Source organism: Pirellulales bacterium (assembly GCA_033762255.1).
GTDB lineage: Bacteria > Planctomycetota > Planctomycetia > Pirellulales > JALHPA01 > JANRLT01.
Genome location: JANRLT010000060.1, coordinates 104533 through 123345, shown reverse-complemented (window position 1 = coordinate 123345; position 18813 = coordinate 104533). Strand labels below are relative to the sequence as shown.

Below are 18813 nucleotides of genomic sequence, written 5' to 3'. Positions count from 1 at the left end.
GCGATAGCTCACTCATGGATGTTCCTTTTCCCGCAGATGGACGCCGCCGGGTCGTCATTGATAATCTTCGCCCACAGGTTGACGGGGGCAGATTTCCCGTTAAGCGGATCGTGCACGACCCGGTAACCGTGCAAGTGGCGATCTTTGCCGATGGGCATGATTCCCTCACGTGTTATTTGCGGTATCGTAGCGACGAACGCCAAGACTGGCAAGAAACCCCCCTCGCCGCACAGGGTAACGATGAATGGTCGGCGGAGCTGCGGATTGATCGAATCGGTTGGTGGCAATTTACCGCCATCGCTTGGATCGACCATTTTGCCACATGGCGCTACGAACTCACCAAACGCGCCATTGCCGGGCAGGATTTAACCGTCGATTTACAGATTGGCGCGAATTATGTCGCCTCCACGGCGGACCGGTTGTCGGAAAAAAACCATGCCTCCGACAAGCAGGCCCTGCTGTCGGCCGCCGCAAAACTGCGGGATGCCGGTCTGAGCCAGAATGACCGGGTAGAAATTGGCCTGCATCACGAGCTGGAACAACTTATGCTGCGGCACGCGGATCGCGCTTTGGCCACGGAACATCCGATCCAGTCGATCCTGGTCGAACGTCCCAAGGCCCGCTTTAGCACCTGGTATGAATTATTTCCCCGCTCCTGCGGCACGTCCGAAGAACCGAATCCGGGTCAGCGCCATGGCACGCTGCGCGATGTCATCACCAAACTGCCGCGCATCGCCGAGATGGGGTTTGACATTTTGTATCTGCCCCCCATTCATCCCATAGGCACCACCTACCGCAAAGGAAAAAACAACCAACCCCAGGCCCAGCCCGACGACGTGGGTAGCCCCTGGGGGATTGGCGGAGCAGGGGGGGGGCACACGGCGATTCACCCCCAGTTGGGGACATTTGCGGATTTTCAAGAGTTGCGCGTCGCGGCGGAAAAACTGGGAATCGAATTGGCTTTGGATATCGCGTTTCAATGTTCGCCCGAGCATCCCTATGTCACGGAACATCGGGACTGGTTCAAAGAGCGTCCCGACGGCACAATCCAATACGCCGAAAATCCACCCAAAAAGTATCAAGACATTTACCCGTTTGACTTTGAAAGCGGGGACTGGCGAAAGCTGTGGCAGGAATTAAAGGGCGTGTTTGAATTTTGGATCAACGCTGGCGTGCACGTCTTTCGCGTGGATAACCCCCACACCAAAGCGTTCCCATTTTGGGAGTGGGCGATTGGCAGCCTCAAACGCGCGCATCCTGAATTAATCTTTTTGTCCGAGGCGTTTACCCGCCCCAAGATCAAATACCGTCTGGCCAAATTGGGCTATACGCAGTCCTACACGTACTTTACCTGGCGCAACGAAAAGGCCGAGTTGATCGATTACTTTACCGAATTAACCACGCCGCCGGTGAATCAATTTTTCCGGCCCAATCTGTGGCCCAACACGCCGGACATCTTGCACGCCTATCTGCAAACGGGGGGCCGCCCGGCGTTCGTGATTCGCCTCGTTCTGGCCGCCACGTTGGGGGCCAGCTATGGCATGTACGGTCCCGCTTATGAACTATGCGACAACACCCCCCGCGATCCAGGCAGCGAGGAATACCTGAATAGTGAAAAATACGAGCTCAAAGCATGGGATTGGGACGCGCCGCATAGTTTGCGGGGGATCATTAGCACGATTAATCGCCTGCGGCGCGAACATCCCGCCCTGCAGGTCGATGACACGCTGCGGTTTCACCCGATTGCCAATGAGCAAATCCTGGCTTACACCAAGCACTCCGCAACGTCGCGGGATGTCGTCTTAACCGTCGTCAGCCTCGACCCCCATGCGCCGCAAATCGGCAAATTGGAACTCGACTTGACATTATTGCCAGGACACCTGCCCGAGGCATTTTCCGTACAAGATCTGTTGACTGGCGAAAGTTACCAGTGGGACCGCGAGGGGGCGTACATTTCCCTGACGCCCGAACGCCCCGCGCATCTGTTTTTGCTTCGTTGTGAATAAGGGTGCCAGCCTGCCCATTCCCACAAACGATTGGCCATTCTCATTTTTATTTACCCGGGCATTTCACGACATGGCACATTCAGTCACACTTTCCCCCCCCGCGGTTCAGGCAATCTCCCAGTGGTTGACCCAGCAACGTTGGTACGGCGCAAAGGGGATGGATGTCGCGCGAATTGACCTGACGTCCCTGCATCCGTTTGCCCTGGATTGTCCGTTGACAATTCAATTATTGCGGATCACCTTGACACCGCGCACAACCACTGAATCGCCCCTTCCCGCGCGCGAAGAACTGTACTGGACCGCCTGGCCCGCCGGTTTTGAACCCGCCCTGTGCACATCGAGCAGCGATATCCCGCCGGAAATCACCGCCACGCCCGAGTTTACCGCCGCGCTCTGGCAGGCCGCGCGGCATGGTCAACAGCATTGGCAATCTCCCGCTTGGGTCTCGCGGGATAATTCATCCCCTCCCCCCGTGGGAAAATTAATCCATTTGGAGCAAAGCAACTCTTCTTGGGTTTTTGGCCACGAGCGGGCCGATCCCGGGACCAAGAAAGACTCACCCGCCGCCAACCGCCCAGGCATACTCAAACTGTATCGCAAATTAGCGACGGGGGAAAACCCCGATGCCGAAATTTGCCGCTACTTGCAGCAATCAAATGCCCAGGTCTGCCCCCCACTGTGGGCCGTGCTGCAAATCGAGTTGGCCACCGGTCTCGCCACCTGGGGAATGTTATGCGAATACCTGCCCGACTGCCGCGCGGCCTGGGATGTGATGGGAGATCTTTTGCATCGCGTCTGGTCCGCCGCCACCTCATCCGCGAGTGGTTTAAAACAGCTTCCTACCAATACCGCGGAATTGGCCACTTTTTGCCAGGCCCTGGCTCAAAAAACCGCGCAAATGCACCTGGCCCTGGCTCGCACGAATTTGCCTGCGTTTGGCACGGCAAATTGGCAAAGCCTGAACCGCGCGCTGCTGGCCGACACCCAAGCCACCTATGCCCGCCAGCAGTTTGCCATTTTGGCCCATAGCTTGCCCCAACTGCCGCTTGCCACCCAAGACCTGGCAAATGAATTGCTTACTCGCCAAACCAAACTGCTAGACCGCTTTGCCACTTGGAACATGTTTACTGATCTGGGCGAGCGGATTCGCATTCACGGCGATTATCATCTGGGCCAAGTACTCGTGGAAACATCAGAATTAGGGAGCGGACAAAATCCGCCAACGGCCGAGAAATTGGCCGAACATCTTTGGGTGATCGACTTTGAGGGAGAACCGGCCCGGCCACTGGCCGATCGGCAAGCCAAAAAAAGTCCGCTGCAAGACGTGGCGGGAATGCTCCGCTCGCTGCATTACGCCGTGACCCAGCTAGGCATTGCACAAGGCGCTGACAACGCCACGGTACGGTACACTCAATCCTTATACCTCATTTTGGCCCAAGTTTTTTGGGAGACTTATCAACAAAGTCTTGCAAGCAGCGGACTATTGCCCAAAGAGCCCAAGCCGTTGCTGGATTTGCTTATTTTAGAAAAAGCGGTTTATGAACTGGGCTATGAACTTCAAAACCGGCCCGATTGGGTGGCCGTGCCACTGACAGGACTATTATCGCTATTGGCCGACCCCGTGGATTGAATCAGCGCTTGGCGGGCCAATAGCACGCGGTCGACGGCGGCGGAGGTTGTCGGAGCGACCGCCGTCAAATGCCCCATTTTGCGACCGGGAAGGGCCTCGGTCTTGCCATATAGATGCAGTTGCACGCCTGGTATCGCACACGCCGCCGACCAATTTGGAGTGCCGGACTGCCACAGTTCTCCCAGCAGATTCGCCATCGCGGTCGGCTGCCGTAACGTGGTTTCGCCCAGCGGTAGTCCCGTTAGCAACCGCACTTGCTGGGCGAATTGGCTAGTGACGCTGGCTTCGATCGTCAAATGACCCGAGTTGTGGGGTCGGGGGGCAAGTTCATTCACCAGCACCTCGCCCGCGTGGGTGACAAACATCTCCACGCACAGCAGACCACAAAGCTCAATTTGTCTGGCGACATGGCAGGCTAGCTCCGTGGCGACTTGTGCCGTTTGCGGATCAATTCGGGCGGGCGTTTGCGTCACATCCAGTATTCCCCGCGCATGCTGATTTTCAAAAACTCCCCATGTGACACACTGGCCATCCACCCCGCGGGCAACCAATACCGACACCTCGCAAGCAAAGTCAACCCACCCTTCGAGGATTCGTTCCGGCGTGGCCGCCGACGCCCAGGCGGCGGACAGGTCCGCCGCGTCATGGAGGCGATACTGCCCCTTGCCGTCATAACCAAAGCCAGCGGTTTTGAGGATGGCGGGAAGCCCGATCACACGGATCGCGGCCTCTAGTTCAGCGGGAGAATTCACCGGTAGAAACGGGGCATGGGGGATGCCGCGCTGGGCTAAAAACTGTTTTTCCCGCAGGCGGTGTTGGCAAATCCCCAGCACCCGCGCGGCGGGACGGACACGGGTGAGAGCCTCCGCCGCCTGGATGGTGGTTTCGGGGATATTTTCAAATTCAAACGTAATTCCCGCGACCTGGCTGGCAAATTCGCGCACCGCGGCCAGATCGGTATAGTCGGCGATGAATTCCCGCTCGCATACCTGGCCCGCGGGAGACAGGGAATCTGGTGAAAATGTCCAGACTCGATAGCCCAACTGCGCGGCGGCCAAGGCAAACATCCGGCCCAACTGGCCACTTCCAAAGACCCCCAGGATTTCGCCGGGGGGGATGACGTGATGATCGGAAAGAGGGGGCACGGCGGGAAATATGTTTAAGGCTGGAAGTGGAATATGATGTGCTTGAATTAGAGAGGCAGGGTGTCCCCTCGCACGCGAGCGGTCTGTTCCGCGCGAAAATGATGGAGCAACTCGCGCAGATCGGGCCGACCGCGAGCCAATATGGCCACCGCCAACAGCGCGGCGTTGATCGCGCCGGCTTTGCCAATGGCCAACGTTCCCACGGGGACGCCCGCGGGCATTTGCACAATCGACAACAGTGAATCCACGCCATGCAAAATCGCGCTTTCCACCGGCACGCCCAGCACCGGCAAGAGTGTCATGGCGGCGGCCATTCCCGGCAAGTGCGCGGCCCCCCCCGCCCCGGCAATGAGCACCTGCAGGCCGCGCGACTCGGCGGTGCCGGCGTATTCGGCCAGCCAGTGCGGCGTCCGATGAGCCGAGACAATCTGGCATTCATGGGGAACTTGAAACTCGGTTAGGGTTTCCGCGGCATGGCGCAGCGTTTCCCAGTCGGATTTACTTCCCATGATGATTCCCACCAGGGGAGCGTTGCCGGCAGACATAGGCGGATTATTCCAAGAGAGTCAATAAGCGCGTAAACTAAATGGCGGTGGATTCGGCCAGAGTTTTAGTATCGCGTTTTTCCGACCAGAGGATAGCCCCGCGCCGCAGCCGATCCCGCACCGCCAGCCAAATTTCTTCCTCCGGAGGCAATTCCACAACCACATGCGGAAGGCGTTGTTCGTCAAAATTGTGCAAAATCGCATACAACCGCCGGGCAAAAACCTCGACATTACGCGGAAGTTCCACTGTCCGTACCAGTTCATGCCGAATCAGCGGGGTGTCCTGCCATTTGATCCAGCCGACAGGCTGGCCAGCGCGGCACAACTCTTGAACGCGCCGCCAACTGCCGTTTTGCCAGCATTCCATCCGCGCTTGGGGGGCATAATGCCGGGCCAGCATGCCGGGGGCGGGCAAGGGGGGGAGTGTTTCCCCGGACTTTAATTGGGCTGTTCCCGCCGTCGGCTTGGGGGTCAATCCGCCCAATATGGCATAGGCGCCGGAATCTAGCAGCGCAGGCGTGGTTGCCATGCTGGCGGGGGATAATTCGGTTGCGAGCGTCAACTCTCCGAGGGAGTCATCTGATGTCAAATGCGGGGCAATTTGCAAATTGGGAACCACCTGCCGTAATTCGTGCGGTGTGATCAACCCCGGTCGCAAGAGTGTCGGAACCGCGCAGGTCAAATCCACCACCGTCGATTCAATTCCGCCGTTGGTCGGTCCCCCGTCCAAGATCATATCCACCCCTTGCGGCAAACCGGTAAGCACATGTTCGGCCGTGGTGGGGGAGAGCATTTGGGATCGATTGGCGCTCGGTGCGGCAACGGGCAGCCGCGCCGCGCGCAGCAGCTCCAAGGCGATGGGGTGTTGCGGTATGCGTACCGCCACAGTCGGGCCATGACCGGTCACCACGGAGGAAACCGAATTCCCCTTGGGCAGGACCATGGTCAGCGGACCGGGCCAAAAACGCCGCGCCAATTCCTGGGCCGTGTCGCTCCAATGGGTGGTAATTTGCTGGACAGCCGCGATATCCGCCACATGCACGATTAACGGATTATGGCGGGGGCGTTGTTTGATGGCATAGATTTTTTCGCAGGCGAAATCGTCCAGGGCGTTGGCCCCCAGTCCATAAACGGTTTCCGTGGGAAAGGCGACAATCCCTCCCGCGCGCAGAATCTCCGCTGCCCGTTCAATTAAGGGTGGCTGGGGCAAGCGTAAATGAATCAGAAACACATCGGTCATTGCGTCAAACAAAAAACTGGCATGAGCTTGCCCGCGCTCGCAAAAATCCTGCTGTTTATTATTCGCCTAACATCCCGCTAACAAATGCCCCAGTCAGCAAAAACGCTCTGCACCATGTTCCTAGGCGTTCCCAGGCTATATGGTGTAGTATAACCTCGCTAACAAAATTTTCATGTCCCCGTTGCTGATTCTAGCTTTACCTTCCATTTCATTTGTTATTTTTCGCTTTGTTATGCTTGTTACCGCCGTCAATCGACCCGAAATTCCGCCTTTTCCCATGCCGGACCGGTTTCGCACCGATATCGCGTATTTCATGTCCGCACCCGACGAAAATCAGGCTCCCCGCCTACCACCGGGCGAGTACTGGATCGATTTGACGCACTCTCGACAGTGGCTGGCCGATGGGGTGGTGGAAATCATCTCCCCCCTGGATAGCCTGCAACGCCGCGAAGTGGAAATTTCCGAGGAACAAGAAGCGTGGTTGGGCTGGATGGTAAATAACCAGATCCAGCATGTGCGGATAGGCGATTAAATTGAATCACGGTTTTTTGGAAAAGGATTGACCTTGACCCGGTTGGGGCCAGCGGGGATAGTTCGCGGGCAGAAAGGGCTGCCTCGATTACTTTCCCCTCAATTTCCCATGGTTTGCCGCCATTTTACAGGTTTTCTATTGGTTTTTGCCGCACTTGGCCTGTCCGGCTGCCGTTCCGCCAGTTATGGCGACCGCTATGGCGCGGGGGGGGCTTTGGCGGGTGCGGGAGTGGGCTATTTGATCGGCGACGCGGTCGGAAACGAAGGGGCGGGGACCGCCATCGGCGCGATTACCGGCTTGATCGCCGGCAGTGCCGTGGGGGAGGGGATGGACGAAATTCAGGCCAGCAATCGGGCCGAAATCGAGGCCAAACTAGGTCGACAACTGGCCACCGGCAGCGTCACCGTGCCGGATGTTATCGATATGACCCGCGCCGGGGTTGATCCCGGTGTGATCGAGAACCACATTCGGGCCAATGGCGTGGCCGGACCGCTACAAAGCAACGATTTGATCTTATTAAGCCAACAGGGGGTCAACCCACGGGTGATTGCCGCCATGCAAAGCCCCCCGCAACCGGCCCGCGCCGTGGCTCCCGCCAGTTACGCGGCCCCCGCGCCCCCCCCGGGGTTTGTGGTCGAGCATTACTACGCTCCCCCGCCGGGATATTTCCCGCCGCCGCGATATTATTACCCCCCGCCGTGCCGCCCGCATGGTGTTAGCTGGGGCGTGTCGGTGAGTCATTAGGGGTGAAAAGTATTCTTACTCATGACCTATCCATTTTCTATGTTACTAACCTTACAATTCTTCGCAGTGTGCAAGGCTTTAAGTTGGTGAATTTCTTGCGGGCCAAAGGCGTTTGATGTTTTGCGGGCCAAAGGCGTTTGATGTTTTGCGGGCCAAAGGCCCGACCTATCCCAGCCTAGGGCAAGCGCAGCGTCGCCCTAGGTCAATGGAAAGAAATGAATGGAAGGGCCAAAGGCCCGATTTATCCACTTCGACCAACGATTCAATAGTCTCTTGGGTTTCGTGCTGAAGCTCGAACTAAGATTTTCCCCTAAAACGTCACCGGTCCTGCGGGAAATTTCCAATTCTGCGATTCAAACGCGGGTCCTTCATGAAAGTTACTAACGTCGACATTCGATCCCCCCATCCCCACCATCCGCAAAAAATTAGCCAGTAACGGGTAACCCTGCTCGGTTAATATCGACTCCGGATGAAATTGCACGCCGAACGTCGGAAACCCCACTCCCGCCAGGCCCATGATCACGCCCTCGTCGCTGGTGGCGGTAATCTGTAGTGACGGAGGTAAGGACTGCCGCTCGACTATGAGCGAATGATATCTGCCCACCAAAAATTCCGCTGGCAAACCGGCAAAAATACCATTGGCTGAATGGCTGATGCGCGATTGCCGCCCATGCCGCGGTTGCTCCGCCCGCACAATGTTTCCCCCCAAGGCCGCCGCAATAACCTGATGCCCCAGGCAAACCCCCAGAATCGGGGTCGTCGGATGCAGCTCGCGGACCAGCTCGAGGCAGATTCCCGCTTGGGCGGGTCCGCACGGCCCGGGAGAAAGCAAAATCGCCCGGGGTGCCAGCGCGCGAATTTGCGCTAGCGACAGGCTATCATTCCGCGCGATGTGCGCGTCCACCCCCAGTCGGCGGCAATAACGCGCGAGATTATGGGTGAAGCTGTCGTAGTTATCAATCAACAGGAGCATGGAAATTTATACTAAAATAACGAGCAACGTTTGTCTGGATACCTAATTTATCCGTGATAACTCCATATGAACCTGAAATTTCAAGTGAAAATGTGTAATCATTAGTCCCGCCATCAGCCAGCGCTATTGCGCATTAAACTCCAGCGCGCGTAACAATCCCGCTGCCTTATGCCAGGTTTCGGTATATTCCGTCGCTGGATCGCTGGCCGTGGTGATTCCACCCCCCACGGGAAATTGCGCCCACCCCCGACTGACAATCAACGTGCGGATGAGCAAGTTGGCGTCGATGTCGCCATTGGCCCCCGCGTACAACAGCGCTCCGCAATAAGGCCCCCGCGCGACACATTCCAGTTCTGTGATAATCTCCATCGCGCGAACCTTGGGCGCGCCCGTGATCGAGCCCCCCGGCCAGGCCGCGCGCAGCAAATCCCACGCGCTTTGGCCAGGCGCCAGTTCGCCGTTGATTACCGACACCAAATGCTGGACGTACTCGTACAATTCCAAGCGGCATAATTCCGCCACCCGCACACTCTCCGCCGTGCAGACGCGGGATAAGTCGTTTCGCAAAAGATCCACGATCATCACGTTTTCCGCCCGATCCTTTTCACTAGCCAATAATTCATCGCCGGCAAAGAGATCCGCCTCGGGCCACGGCGACCGGGGGCGGGTCCCTTTGATGGGTCGCGCTTCGACCTTACCCCGCCGCACCCGTAAAAAACGCTCGGGCGACGCGCTCAAGATCTGCCCCGCGCCAAAATCAAAATATCCCCCAAAGGTCGCGGGATTCGCCATCCGCAATCGGGCATACATTTGCCACGCTGGTTCGCGCACGGGTGTTAGCAATCGCTGAGCGAGATTGACCTGAAAAATATCTCCCGCGCAAATGTACTCGCGGGCTTGCTCGATAGCCCCTGTATATTGCTCGCGACTAAAATTACTCCACACCATCGGATAACCGGGCAGCGGACCGGCAATACACAAGTCGGCAATCGTTAGGTCGGAAATATTGGCCGCGGCTGGCGATTGCACATCGGGCATGGCTCGCGCGGCTGACAAAATCTTTTGAAACTGGCGTAATCTATCCGTTGCCCGCTGCGCACTGCCGGGACCACCCTCCGGGGGCCAACCCCGCGAAATCAACCATGCCCTACCGGCAACATGATCCCATGCCAGAACCACGTCATACACGCCCAGTACGGCCAGGGGAAGCTGAAACTCGTCGAACCGGGGCGCGGGGAGTCGTTCCAGCGCGCGATTGAGATCATAACTGCAAAATCCGGCCAATCCGCCGGTAAAAGGGACGACGCCCGGCTCCTCATCCTTCGCCGGATATTGCTCTCCCAATCGCTGGGCCTGGGCAAATAAATCCGCGTTTGCCTCGCGACCGTTCAAATTATTCACGGACTCCAGATGCAACACTCGCAAGGGATCCGCCATCAAAAACGAGTACCGGCCCAACCGCGCATGCCGCCGCGCGCTGTCAAGTAACAGGCAATAGGGCAATGTCCGAAACCGTTCCAGACAAGCCGCGACATCGGGTGGGGGATTTAGCTCAATCACGCGGGGAAGCGTCATAACATGCCCCGGGATTCCGCATCCGCCGCCGTATCAGACAGGGGAGGAGCCGCTTGTTCCGCCTCGCTTTGCCGCTGTTCGAGGCGTTCGCGCGCGCTACGACGGCTAAGACGGTGGTGTTGTTCCTCTTTTGTCAAATAACCCCAGTTGAGCGCGGTGTCTTGCTCGTAATGTTTATGCAATGTCAAGGCCGTGACCGCTTTGCAAAATTCATAACCCAGGTAAAACGCGTGTCCCGCGTCAATATTTGTCGGCCGCGTGTCTAAAAGCCGCGCAAATAACTCAAATGGATCGCCCCCGCTCAGGTGGTGCCCCGCCCAGAGCAGGTGGATCTGCCCCGCTTCGGCAAAGATGCGGTAGTTATTATCCCGCAGACTGGCGGCCAACTGGATGAGGTTTTCTTCGCCGAAGGGCCGGGGAGGATCGCCACGCAAAGGGACCAGTCGCGGTTCCAAATGTTTTGGCAGGGTCCGCTTTTCCACGGCATAATACGCCGCCCGGCGGGCCAGGTCGCATTCGCGCACGCTGCCACGCGCCCAGTTGATCACTTGCGTGGTCAGGACGCCGCGGATCCCCAGTTCTTGGCAATAGGCCAAAAGCAGCAAATTGATCGCGGCGGAATCGGCATCCGTCAATTCGGTAAGATTGCCAATACCCATGAGCATTTCCGCGTCGGGATACCGTTGTCGCGCGACGGCGTAGCGTTGCAAACTGGCGGCAAAGCCAAAGCCGATCGGTTCCAAAATGGGATCCAGCCGCAGCCGCACATTCCGCGCTGCCAGATATTCCACCGTCCGGTCGAGGCTATCCATGTCCGTCGGTTGGTCGGGAATCGCCACGACCTCGCACCCCCAATCCGCGGCGTGCTGGCGATTGGAGCTATTGACGGACAACACCAGTTCCGCCCCCGCCGCGACCGCTGGAGCAATGTTTGCCGGTTCCAGGCTGTCGATCGAGACCCGCAAACCCGCGTCCCGTAGCCGCCGCACCGTATCCCCCGCGTCGGTCCAAATGTGATTTGGGTCGCAGCCCAGGTCAATCAGGTCCGCCCCATCCGCCGCCAGTTGCCGCGCCATGGCCAAGATCTCTGCCCTTGCCAAGCGCGGGGCATGGTTGATTTCGGCCAAGATTTGGATGTTATAACCGCCATAATCCTGATGTGGGTCTTGGCCAAAAAACTGCGGCAGCTTGCGCAGGTCGCGCGGGCCAATCACGACCGGGACGGCGCAGACCGCGTTCAGCGGAGCCAGATCACCGCCGCAATAGCCGGGGAGCAACACTTGATCAGCCTCGGGGGGCACCACCAGCCGGGGAGCAATCCACGCTGGCGTCATGAGCGCGGCCACGGTGATGGGTAACACCTGCACCGAATACGCAAACCCCGCATGCGGAGCTAATGCGCCCAACACCCCGCGCAGCGCGGGTTCGGCCAGGCAACCGGTGACAAAGTGGATGTGCATGAAAATCCGCGCGCGGACCAACAAGTGAGAGAGACAGGGTATGACTAAAGTTTAACTCAATCGCGCGTTTCCACAAAATCAGCCGCGCCGCGGTAACCGCCGTTCACCGGCAAAACTTGGCCGGTGATAAACTCCGCCGCGGGAGAGCATAAGTACAGCGTCGCCCGGGCGACATCCTCGGGCGTTCCCCAGCGGTTTAAGAGCGCCTCCGCCGCGGCGCGGGTCTGCCAAGGCGCGCTGGCGGTTTCTCCCCAGGCAGTCTTGATCCAACCCGGGGCGACCGCGTTGACCCGCACCAACGGCGCCAGGGAACGTGCCAAGCTGCGCGTCAATGCCGCCACCGCTCCTTTGGTCGCGGCAAACAATTCACCACTATCCCCCGCCATGCCATATTCCGCCTGATCCCAACTGGTGTTAATGATCACGCCCCCTCCCGCGTCGCGCATTTGCCGTCCGATTTGCCGACTGAGGCGCAGCGTGGCCGTCACATCGACCCGCCACAATAGTTCTAGCTTTTCCTCAAACCCCAGCTTTGCCGCCGCGCCGGTCAGGACATCCGCCCCCGCGTTATTGACCAAAAGATCGACCCGTCCCCGCCAGGCCCACGCTTCCTCGACAAAGCGGTCCTGCTGGGCGTGCGTTTGCAAATCCGCCAAGAGCACCGTGGCCTGCCGACCCAGGCGTTGAATCGTCGCGGCGGTCTCCTGGGCACCGGAGAGATTTCGCGCGGCATGGACCAGCACGTGCGCCCCAGCGCCGGCCAGGGCCAGCGCCGTTGCCCTGCCGATCCCACTGGAGGAGCCGGTGACGACGGCGATTTTATTTGCTAGCGATCCCGCGGTGGGTTCCATCATAAGAATTACAGCAATAGCATAATTAAAAAGACATATCCTCAAAGGTGCGTGGCGTATTTATCCACCCGCTAAAGATATGCCAAATAGCGAGCCGTTACTTCTGTTCGACAGCTGCCGGGGGATCGACCTGCTTATCATCCGCGGGATCAACTGATTCGCACGGCAGTTCATAACAGGCCGCTTCTTGCCAATTGCGAATTAACACATACGGCGCGGCAAAGGCTGGCGGATTCCAACACGGTTCGCCGGTAATCGCCTGAAACCGGCCAAACTCTTGGTACTTTTGCGGGTTGGCGGCGGCCAGGACGACTTGGCCATCTTCGGTCTGGATCAAAAGTTTATCCTCTACCACCAGCAATTGTCCGCTGCCAAAATCCCCCCGCTTTCTCCAGAGGGACTTGCCCGTGGCTAACTCCACACATTCCAATACTTCGTTGTTAAATCCATAGACATGCTCGCCGACGCGGCTGACATTGTTGACCTTGGTCTTTAGCACGGGCTTGGCCCAACCGGCCAGGTCATTAACGGTCTCTAGCGTGGCGCGCCATTTGTCATCCTCCGTTTTGTGAACATTAAACAGCGCGGCCCCCACGCCGTATTCCTTGGAAACAAACACTTGCTGTTCATTGACCGCGAACGCCTGGGCGGTGTTGGCGTCGGCGTTGGTTCTACCAGGCCAGGGATAACTCCATAGCAGTGCTCCCGTTTGCAGGTCATGCCCATCAATCCAATTTTGATTGACAATGATAATTTGCCGCACCCCCCCCAGCGTCGCCACGGCGGGAGAGGCATAACTGCCAAAATGACCATCCACGGCCCAGAGTTCGTTTCCCGTGACGGGGTCAAGAGAAATCAGCGAGCGTAAAAACTTTTCCGGGTCGTCGGTGCGCAATCCCCCCACCACGATCAATTGATTATCCACGATCAGCGGCGAGTTCGCTTTGCCCCATTCGGGAATATTCTTGGGATCGGCGTTGAGAATCTCCTTTTCCCACTGCAAATCACCGGTTTGTAAATCCAGGCAGACCAGCTTGCCCGCCGCCCCCTGGGCATAAACGCGGCCGTTATGAATGGTCGGCGTCGAGCGGGGACCATTCCAACCGACATTGAACTGATAATGCTCGTTGGGATGCTGGTGCACCCACAAGATTTCCCCCGTCCGCACGTGGTAGCAAATCACGCATTCCTGCAACTCACGCTGTTCCATCGTGATCGCCCGCCAGTCCACCACGGCAAATCCCGTTAGCCCTTGGCCGACGGGATGCTTCCACATCAGCTTCGGCGGATTGGCGGTCCAAACGGGATTGATGCGCGTGCCGGTCAAGACTTGATCGCGCCGGGGGCCTAAAAACTGGGGAAAGTCATTGCCGCTGCGGGGAGGCTCGGCGACGGGGGCTTGCTGGGCGGGGTTAAGATCCGCCACCTTGGCGGGGGGGGGCAATTGCCCTCGGCGGACAAAGATCAACCGCATATTCCCGGTATTCCCGGCATACTGATAAAAGTAAAAAAAGACCCCCAGTCCAGCGGCTGTTAGCAAGGTGGGAAAAAATCGCCACAGGCCCAGACTGGATTGTGCCAGCGAATAAAGACAAATCGTCAGGACAATCAGGGCGGTCCCGGCCTGCAACACCAGATTGGCTATAGCGGTCTGATCTTCAACATAATATTGTGTGATTAGTATTGCCCCCACCAAAAACAACATCCAGAACAGCACGATATTCCCCAAGTTGCGGGCAATCGGGCCGAGCTTTTCTTTTACTGGTGGTGTTTTGGCCGATTGTTCTGGCGAGACATATCCGGCATTCATCGTATTTTTTCCAGCAATGTGGGGGGCCGCGCGAGATTGGACAGGCCAACAATTAATAAAGTTGCGGCATTCTTCTATTATTCAGGAGTTCCCTCCAGTGGCAAGTCCCGCAGGCGCAGTTGCTCCGGCCAGACAACCAGCACCGGTTGCTCCCGTCCGACCAGCGGTGGCAAAGGAATTGACCGCCATTTAACGCTGAAGTGTCGCAATTCCGTCAGATTCAGCCCCCACAATTCTTCCCGCGGCGCAACGCGGAGGGTAACCAGGTCTAATAACTCCGCCGCGCGGCGCAGATGCCGCGCTACGCCCACGCCGCGTCCTTCGCGCGCTTTGACACCGGCGGCGGCCAGCTTGATTAATGCCTGAAAAAACAATGCCAGAATCGCCGCGGGCGCAAGACCCTCCGCCGGAGCTAGGCTGGCGGGGGAGGGAATTTTTCGAGCGGCCTGCCACAAGCCTTCCCAAGCTTCGTGGGCTTCCCAATAGTAACCGTGGTTAAAGAGATCGAGCGCGTATAAAAACTCTTGCCTCTCCGGTATTTCCACAGACCACGGGCGTGGATCAACCGTAAAAATATCCGCTTGACGCGCAGGATCCGACAAGAGCGGATGGGGGCTTTGATGGCTGTGCCCCTCTGGATGATTAAGCGGGTGGGGCCACAATCCCGTCACATAGCCATATGGGGGAAGCTGGACATCTGGCCGATAACGGGGAATAACGGGCATGGCGGATGGCTAAACGACCCGCGGCGCGGGCATAGGATCAAGCAAGCGATTATCAATCAGGCGGGTGGATCCCACCCGGGCGGCGACCAGAGCCACCGCGGGACGATCCAAACGCGCTAGGGGCGCTAGCGTCGTGGCATCGACAATCACCGCGTAATCCACGGTCAAATCCGCACTGGCCAAAATATCATGCAGGGCTGATGATAATTCCGCGCCATCCCGCTCGCCACGTTGGACCATTTCCGCCGCCACGCCCAAGGCACGGGAGAGGGCCAACCCCTGTTCGCGTTGCTCCGCGGTCAGATACTGGTTTCGTGAGCTCAGCGCCAAGCCATCGGCATCCCGAATAATGGGGCAGCCCACAATCTGCACCGGTAACGCCAGATCGGCGGTCATTTGCCGGATTACCGCCAGTTGCTGGTAATCTTTTTGTCCAAAGTAGGCATAATCCGGCTCCGCCGCCAAAAATAATTTTAATACCACCGTCGCCACGCCACTAAAATGCGTGGGTCGAACCACCCCTTCCCAGGGTTGGCTTAGTTCCTGCACCGTGACAGCGGTTTGAAAATTAGCGGGATACATTTGTTCCACGGTCGGGGCAAAGACAGCTGCCACGTGATGCGGCGCCAGCAGTTGCAAATCTGCCGCTAAATCGCGGGGGTACTTTTGCAAATCTTCATGCGGAGCGAACTGCGTCGGATTTACAAAGATGCTGACAATCACGCATTGACAACTTTGGGCCGCCGCTGCCACCAAGCTGACATGTCCGGCGTGTAAGGCCCCCATGGTGGGAATTAGCCCGACCGTTTGGCCAGCGAACTTGGCCGCGCGGCTAATTTCGCGCAGTTCCGCGACCGAGGTAATCAAGCGGGGAGAACTCATGTCATGCCAAAGAATACGAAGAATCCATAATTTGCCTGCTTTAGTAGTATAACCAATATCGAAATGTGTCGCAGAAAAAAAAACTGCTTTAAGTCACTGCAGAGCCGCAGATCGCCTCCCACAGGGTGGCGGCTTCTCGAATGATCTGGTCCTGGTCCTCAGCGGCAATCCACAATGTCGGAATAACGCACCCGTCTCCGGACTTCTCATCCCAGGTTGCCAGCTCCGCTGGCAAATCCCGGCTTCGGCATGATGCTTGCAAATAGGCGGCATCCATCGCTTCTGCATCTTTGTATAAACAGAGCCGCGCCGTGGGGAAGGGGAGTTCTGCACGCATGATGGGAAAAATTAAATGCGCACCCAGGGGGGTGACAATCAACTGAAACCAATCATATTTCGTCAACTGAGATGAATTTGGTAAACAGGCGGTGATTCGCCGCGTGGGCACCCCCGCTTTTATTTTTAGCTGGTAATCCTTTACTACACTTCTAGCCGCATTGATTTCCACAAGATCTGTATGGATAAGCTCCTCGCATTCGAAGGGCAAATTCACAATTACCTCCTTGCCGGATTGGTCGACATCGTGAAAGGCCAGGGAAATTGCCAGATAAAATAGCTGCTCATCATCATCGCCGGTAATCAGCAACCACCCCGCGGCATCCCGCAGACGATTGCGCAGTTCCCATAGAGTCAATCCAAAAATGGGATGCCGCCAGTCAGCCGCTATTTCCACCGCCGGCTCCAGCGCAAAATCGCGAAAGGCCAACCACCGGTGTGGTACGGTAAAGGTGGGTGTCAACAGAATTTCTTGATCGAATAGCAGCAAATCCAGGTCCAGCGTACGCGGTTCCCAGACTTTTCCGGCGGTTCGCACCCGACCATGTTGGTGCTCAATCAGCTGTAGCTGCCGCAGCAAATCCATGGCTGGCAGGCTGGTATCAATCACCGCCGCGGCATTGAGATACGAGGGTTGCCAGCCATCCCCCCCCAAGGGGGCTGTCTCGAAAAAGCGGCTAGAGCAAAGTGGTGTATTGGTCGAGTAGGCCCGCAACCCATCCAGCGCGCTGGCTAAGGTGGCCGCGCGGTCCCCCAAACTGGCACCTAAACCGATGAGCGCCCGGGGCATAAATTTTTGTGATTAAAAAAAACGCAACTTAAAAAAAAACCTGTGGGGCGACCGCAAGAATCAACAGGAAAATAGCGGGCAACCCGCTATTGGGAAGCTTGTTCGTTAACTTGCGTCATTTTTGCCGAATGCCCAGCATTTGACAAGTCATTCGCTTGTTACAATCAGGCCGCGCAACAAAAAAAGTGGGAGGGACATCCGTATCCCCGGTCAAGCGTGTCACTTTGGTGGCCGTCGACAGTTCAATCCCTGGGTCGTCGCCCCCCAATTTTTTTGTATCAATCGTGTGTGTAACAATCAGCACGTTGTGGCGCGCTGTTTTCTCTAACCCGGTACATGCCTTTCACCAGTGCGTCCTGGGGTAAATCCTTACTAACCATGCAACACCATAACATTATTAAAGTTTTTGCAAAATTTACTCCAGTGCATACTCTGCTTTTTGAGATGTGCTCGAGTTAGCAAAAACTCGGATGGCTTTGCTCATTTTCAAAAGCATTTGTTTTTTGTCAAGCAATGGGAACCAGGAATTCTTTTTTGTAATTTTCCCACAATCAGGGACTTGAGATTTTCCAATTTAGCGATATGCAACGCGCGAATTTTTATGTGGTTGATATGCCGCGGCGATGTTGTAACGCCGGTAATTGTCGGCGCACCGTGGATAAAAATTCCCAATCAATTTCCGCTAGCACGAACCCTTCGACCGGTTCCCGCAACATAGCCAAGACAGTCCCCCAGGGATCAACAATACAGGAATGCCCATAACTGCTCATCAGCGGCGAATGTTCTCCCACCTGATTCGCGGCTAAGACATAGCATTGATTTTCAAGCGCGCGGGCGCGCACGAGCAACTCCCAATGATCGCGCCCCGTCGTCTGGGTAAATGCGGCGGGAATCGCCAAAATTTCCAGCCCCAAGCTGGCTAATTCACGGAATTGTTCGGGAAAACGCAAATCGTAGCAAATCGAAACACCCAACTGACCCAGGGGCGTCGGAAGTTGGGACAAAGCGTCTCCGGCCGCAAAAAATTTCGATTCGCAACTACTAACCCGCTGCGCCAGGTCAATATTGAACATGTGCCGTTTACGGTACGTGCCGACCACGTTTCCCTTGGGGTCCAGGGTGACGGTTGTGTTAAAAACGGATTCCCCAGCGCGTTCGGCAATACTACCCGCAACCAGCCAAATCCCAGCTTTTTCCGCCCAGTGTCGCATCTGCGTTACCAACGGTCCGTCGAGCGGTTCCGCCTGGTTGACGGTTAGTTCAAGGTCACCATAACAGGCAAATAGCTCGGGCAGGACCACCAACCGCGCGTTTTCCGCCGCGGCCAGGGCGACCCATTTTTCCGCGCGGGCGATATTGGCGGGGGTTTCTGGCGTGGATTGCAATTGAATCACCGCGGCAGAGAAATTACGTCGTTGTTCCATGAAATCCACAGGTTAAAACGGCAACACAGACGGCTAGGGATAGCTGGCCGTGCGAAAAGAGTGTCGTCATTCTTGCAAGGCCCCATTGTAGGGGACACGCCGCGGCTGCGGCAAGCAAAATATGCCATTAGGACAAGGGGATAAC

General features: G+C 57.2%; 16 protein-coding genes. 4 read left to right on the top strand and 12 right to left on the bottom strand.

Translation table 11 applies throughout. The features are described 5' to 3' along the window. Positions 1-14 precede the first annotated feature (14 nt). On the top strand, positions 15-2006 hold the full coding sequence (locus SFX18_16635; GenBank protein MDX1964778.1) for an alpha-1,4-glucan--maltose-1-phosphate maltosyltransferase: 1992 nt from the start codon (positions 15-17) through the stop codon (positions 2004-2006). A 70-nt stretch (positions 2007-2076) separates the two neighbouring features. Then, positions 2077-3636 carry a hypothetical protein gene (locus SFX18_16630; GenBank protein ID MDX1964777.1) on the top strand — a complete coding sequence of 520 codons (1560 nt, stop codon included), beginning with the start codon at positions 2077-2079 and terminating at the stop codon, positions 3634-3636. Here the strand turns inward: SFX18_16630 and SFX18_16625 are convergent. The 3 genes from SFX18_16625 to SFX18_16615 are packed head-to-tail and all read right to left on the bottom strand — an operon-like array spanning position 3564 to position 6566. Further along, positions 3564-4781, bottom strand: coding sequence for a 5-(carboxyamino)imidazole ribonucleotide synthase (locus SFX18_16625; protein ID MDX1964776.1), 1218 nt, complete (start codon positions 4779-4781; stop codon positions 3564-3566). The genes SFX18_16630 and SFX18_16625 overlap by 73 nt on opposite strands. A 47-nt stretch (positions 4782-4828) precedes the next feature. Beyond that, entirely contained in the window at positions 4829-5326 is a 498-nt protein-coding gene (gene purE, locus SFX18_16620; GenBank protein ID MDX1964775.1) for a 5-(carboxyamino)imidazole ribonucleotide mutase, read from the bottom strand. 37 nt (positions 5327-5363) lie between these two features. Further along, positions 5364-6566 (bottom strand): L-threonylcarbamoyladenylate synthase, encoded by a 1203-nt coding sequence (locus SFX18_16615; GenBank protein ID MDX1964774.1) that lies wholly within the window; start codon positions 6564-6566, stop codon positions 5364-5366. Between the two features lie 232 nt (positions 6567-6798). On the opposite strand from SFX18_16615, the gene SFX18_16610 reads away from it, so the two are divergent. Both SFX18_16610 and SFX18_16605 read left to right on the top strand, forming a co-directional pair. Further along, positions 6799-7098 carry a hypothetical protein gene (locus tag SFX18_16610; protein MDX1964773.1) on the top strand — a complete coding sequence of 100 codons (300 nt, stop codon included), beginning with the start codon at positions 6799-6801 and terminating at the stop codon, positions 7096-7098. Between the two features lie 108 nt (positions 7099-7206). Next, entirely contained in the window at positions 7207-7842 is a 636-nt protein-coding gene (locus SFX18_16605) for a glycine zipper domain-containing protein (GenBank protein MDX1964772.1), read from the top strand. A gap of 310 nt (positions 7843-8152) precedes the next feature. Here SFX18_16605 and SFX18_16600 read toward each other — a convergent pair whose 3' ends face one another. From SFX18_16600 to SFX18_16560, 9 genes are all read right to left on the bottom strand, one after another. Next, entirely contained in the window at positions 8153-8815 is a 663-nt protein-coding gene (locus SFX18_16600) for an aminodeoxychorismate/anthranilate synthase component II (protein MDX1964771.1), read from the bottom strand. 123 nt (positions 8816-8938) lie between these two features. Further along, positions 8939-10390, bottom strand: a complete 1452-nt coding sequence (locus tag SFX18_16595; protein MDX1964770.1) for an anthranilate synthase component I family protein — start codon at positions 10388-10390, stop codon at positions 8939-8941. Next, entirely contained in the window at positions 10387-11850 is a 1464-nt protein-coding gene (locus SFX18_16590) for a DUF6513 domain-containing protein (protein MDX1964769.1), read from the bottom strand. The genes SFX18_16595 and SFX18_16590 overlap by 4 nt, the downstream gene beginning before the upstream one ends. 56 nt (positions 11851-11906) lie before the next feature. Next, a complete protein-coding gene (locus SFX18_16585) occupies positions 11907-12704 on the bottom strand; it encodes an SDR family oxidoreductase (protein ID MDX1964768.1) in 798 nt (265 codons plus the stop codon). 94 nt (positions 12705-12798) lie between these two features. Beyond that, positions 12799-14511, bottom strand: coding sequence for a PQQ-binding-like beta-propeller repeat protein (locus tag SFX18_16580; GenBank protein MDX1964767.1), 1713 nt, complete (start codon positions 14509-14511; stop codon positions 12799-12801). Positions 14512-14588: 77 nt separating this feature from the next. Beyond that, on the bottom strand, positions 14589-15236 hold the full coding sequence (locus SFX18_16575) for a DUF309 domain-containing protein (GenBank protein ID MDX1964766.1): 648 nt from the start codon (positions 15234-15236) through the stop codon (positions 14589-14591). A 9-nt stretch (positions 15237-15245) separates the two neighbouring features. Continuing rightward, a complete protein-coding gene (gene panC / locus SFX18_16570; protein ID MDX1964765.1) occupies positions 15246-16118 on the bottom strand; it encodes a pantoate--beta-alanine ligase in 873 nt (290 codons plus the stop codon). Positions 16119-16206: 88 nt separating this feature from the next. Continuing rightward, the gene (folK, locus tag SFX18_16565) at positions 16207-17244 is read right to left on the bottom strand and encodes a 2-amino-4-hydroxy-6-hydroxymethyldihydropteridine diphosphokinase (GenBank protein ID MDX1964764.1); all 1038 of its coding nucleotides are present in this window, start codon (positions 17242-17244) and stop codon (positions 16207-16209) included. 599 nt (positions 17245-17843) lie between these two features. Further along, positions 17844-18668, bottom strand: coding sequence for a carbon-nitrogen hydrolase family protein (locus tag SFX18_16560; GenBank protein MDX1964763.1), 825 nt, complete (start codon positions 18666-18668; stop codon positions 17844-17846). Positions 18669-18813: the final 145 nt, after the last annotated feature.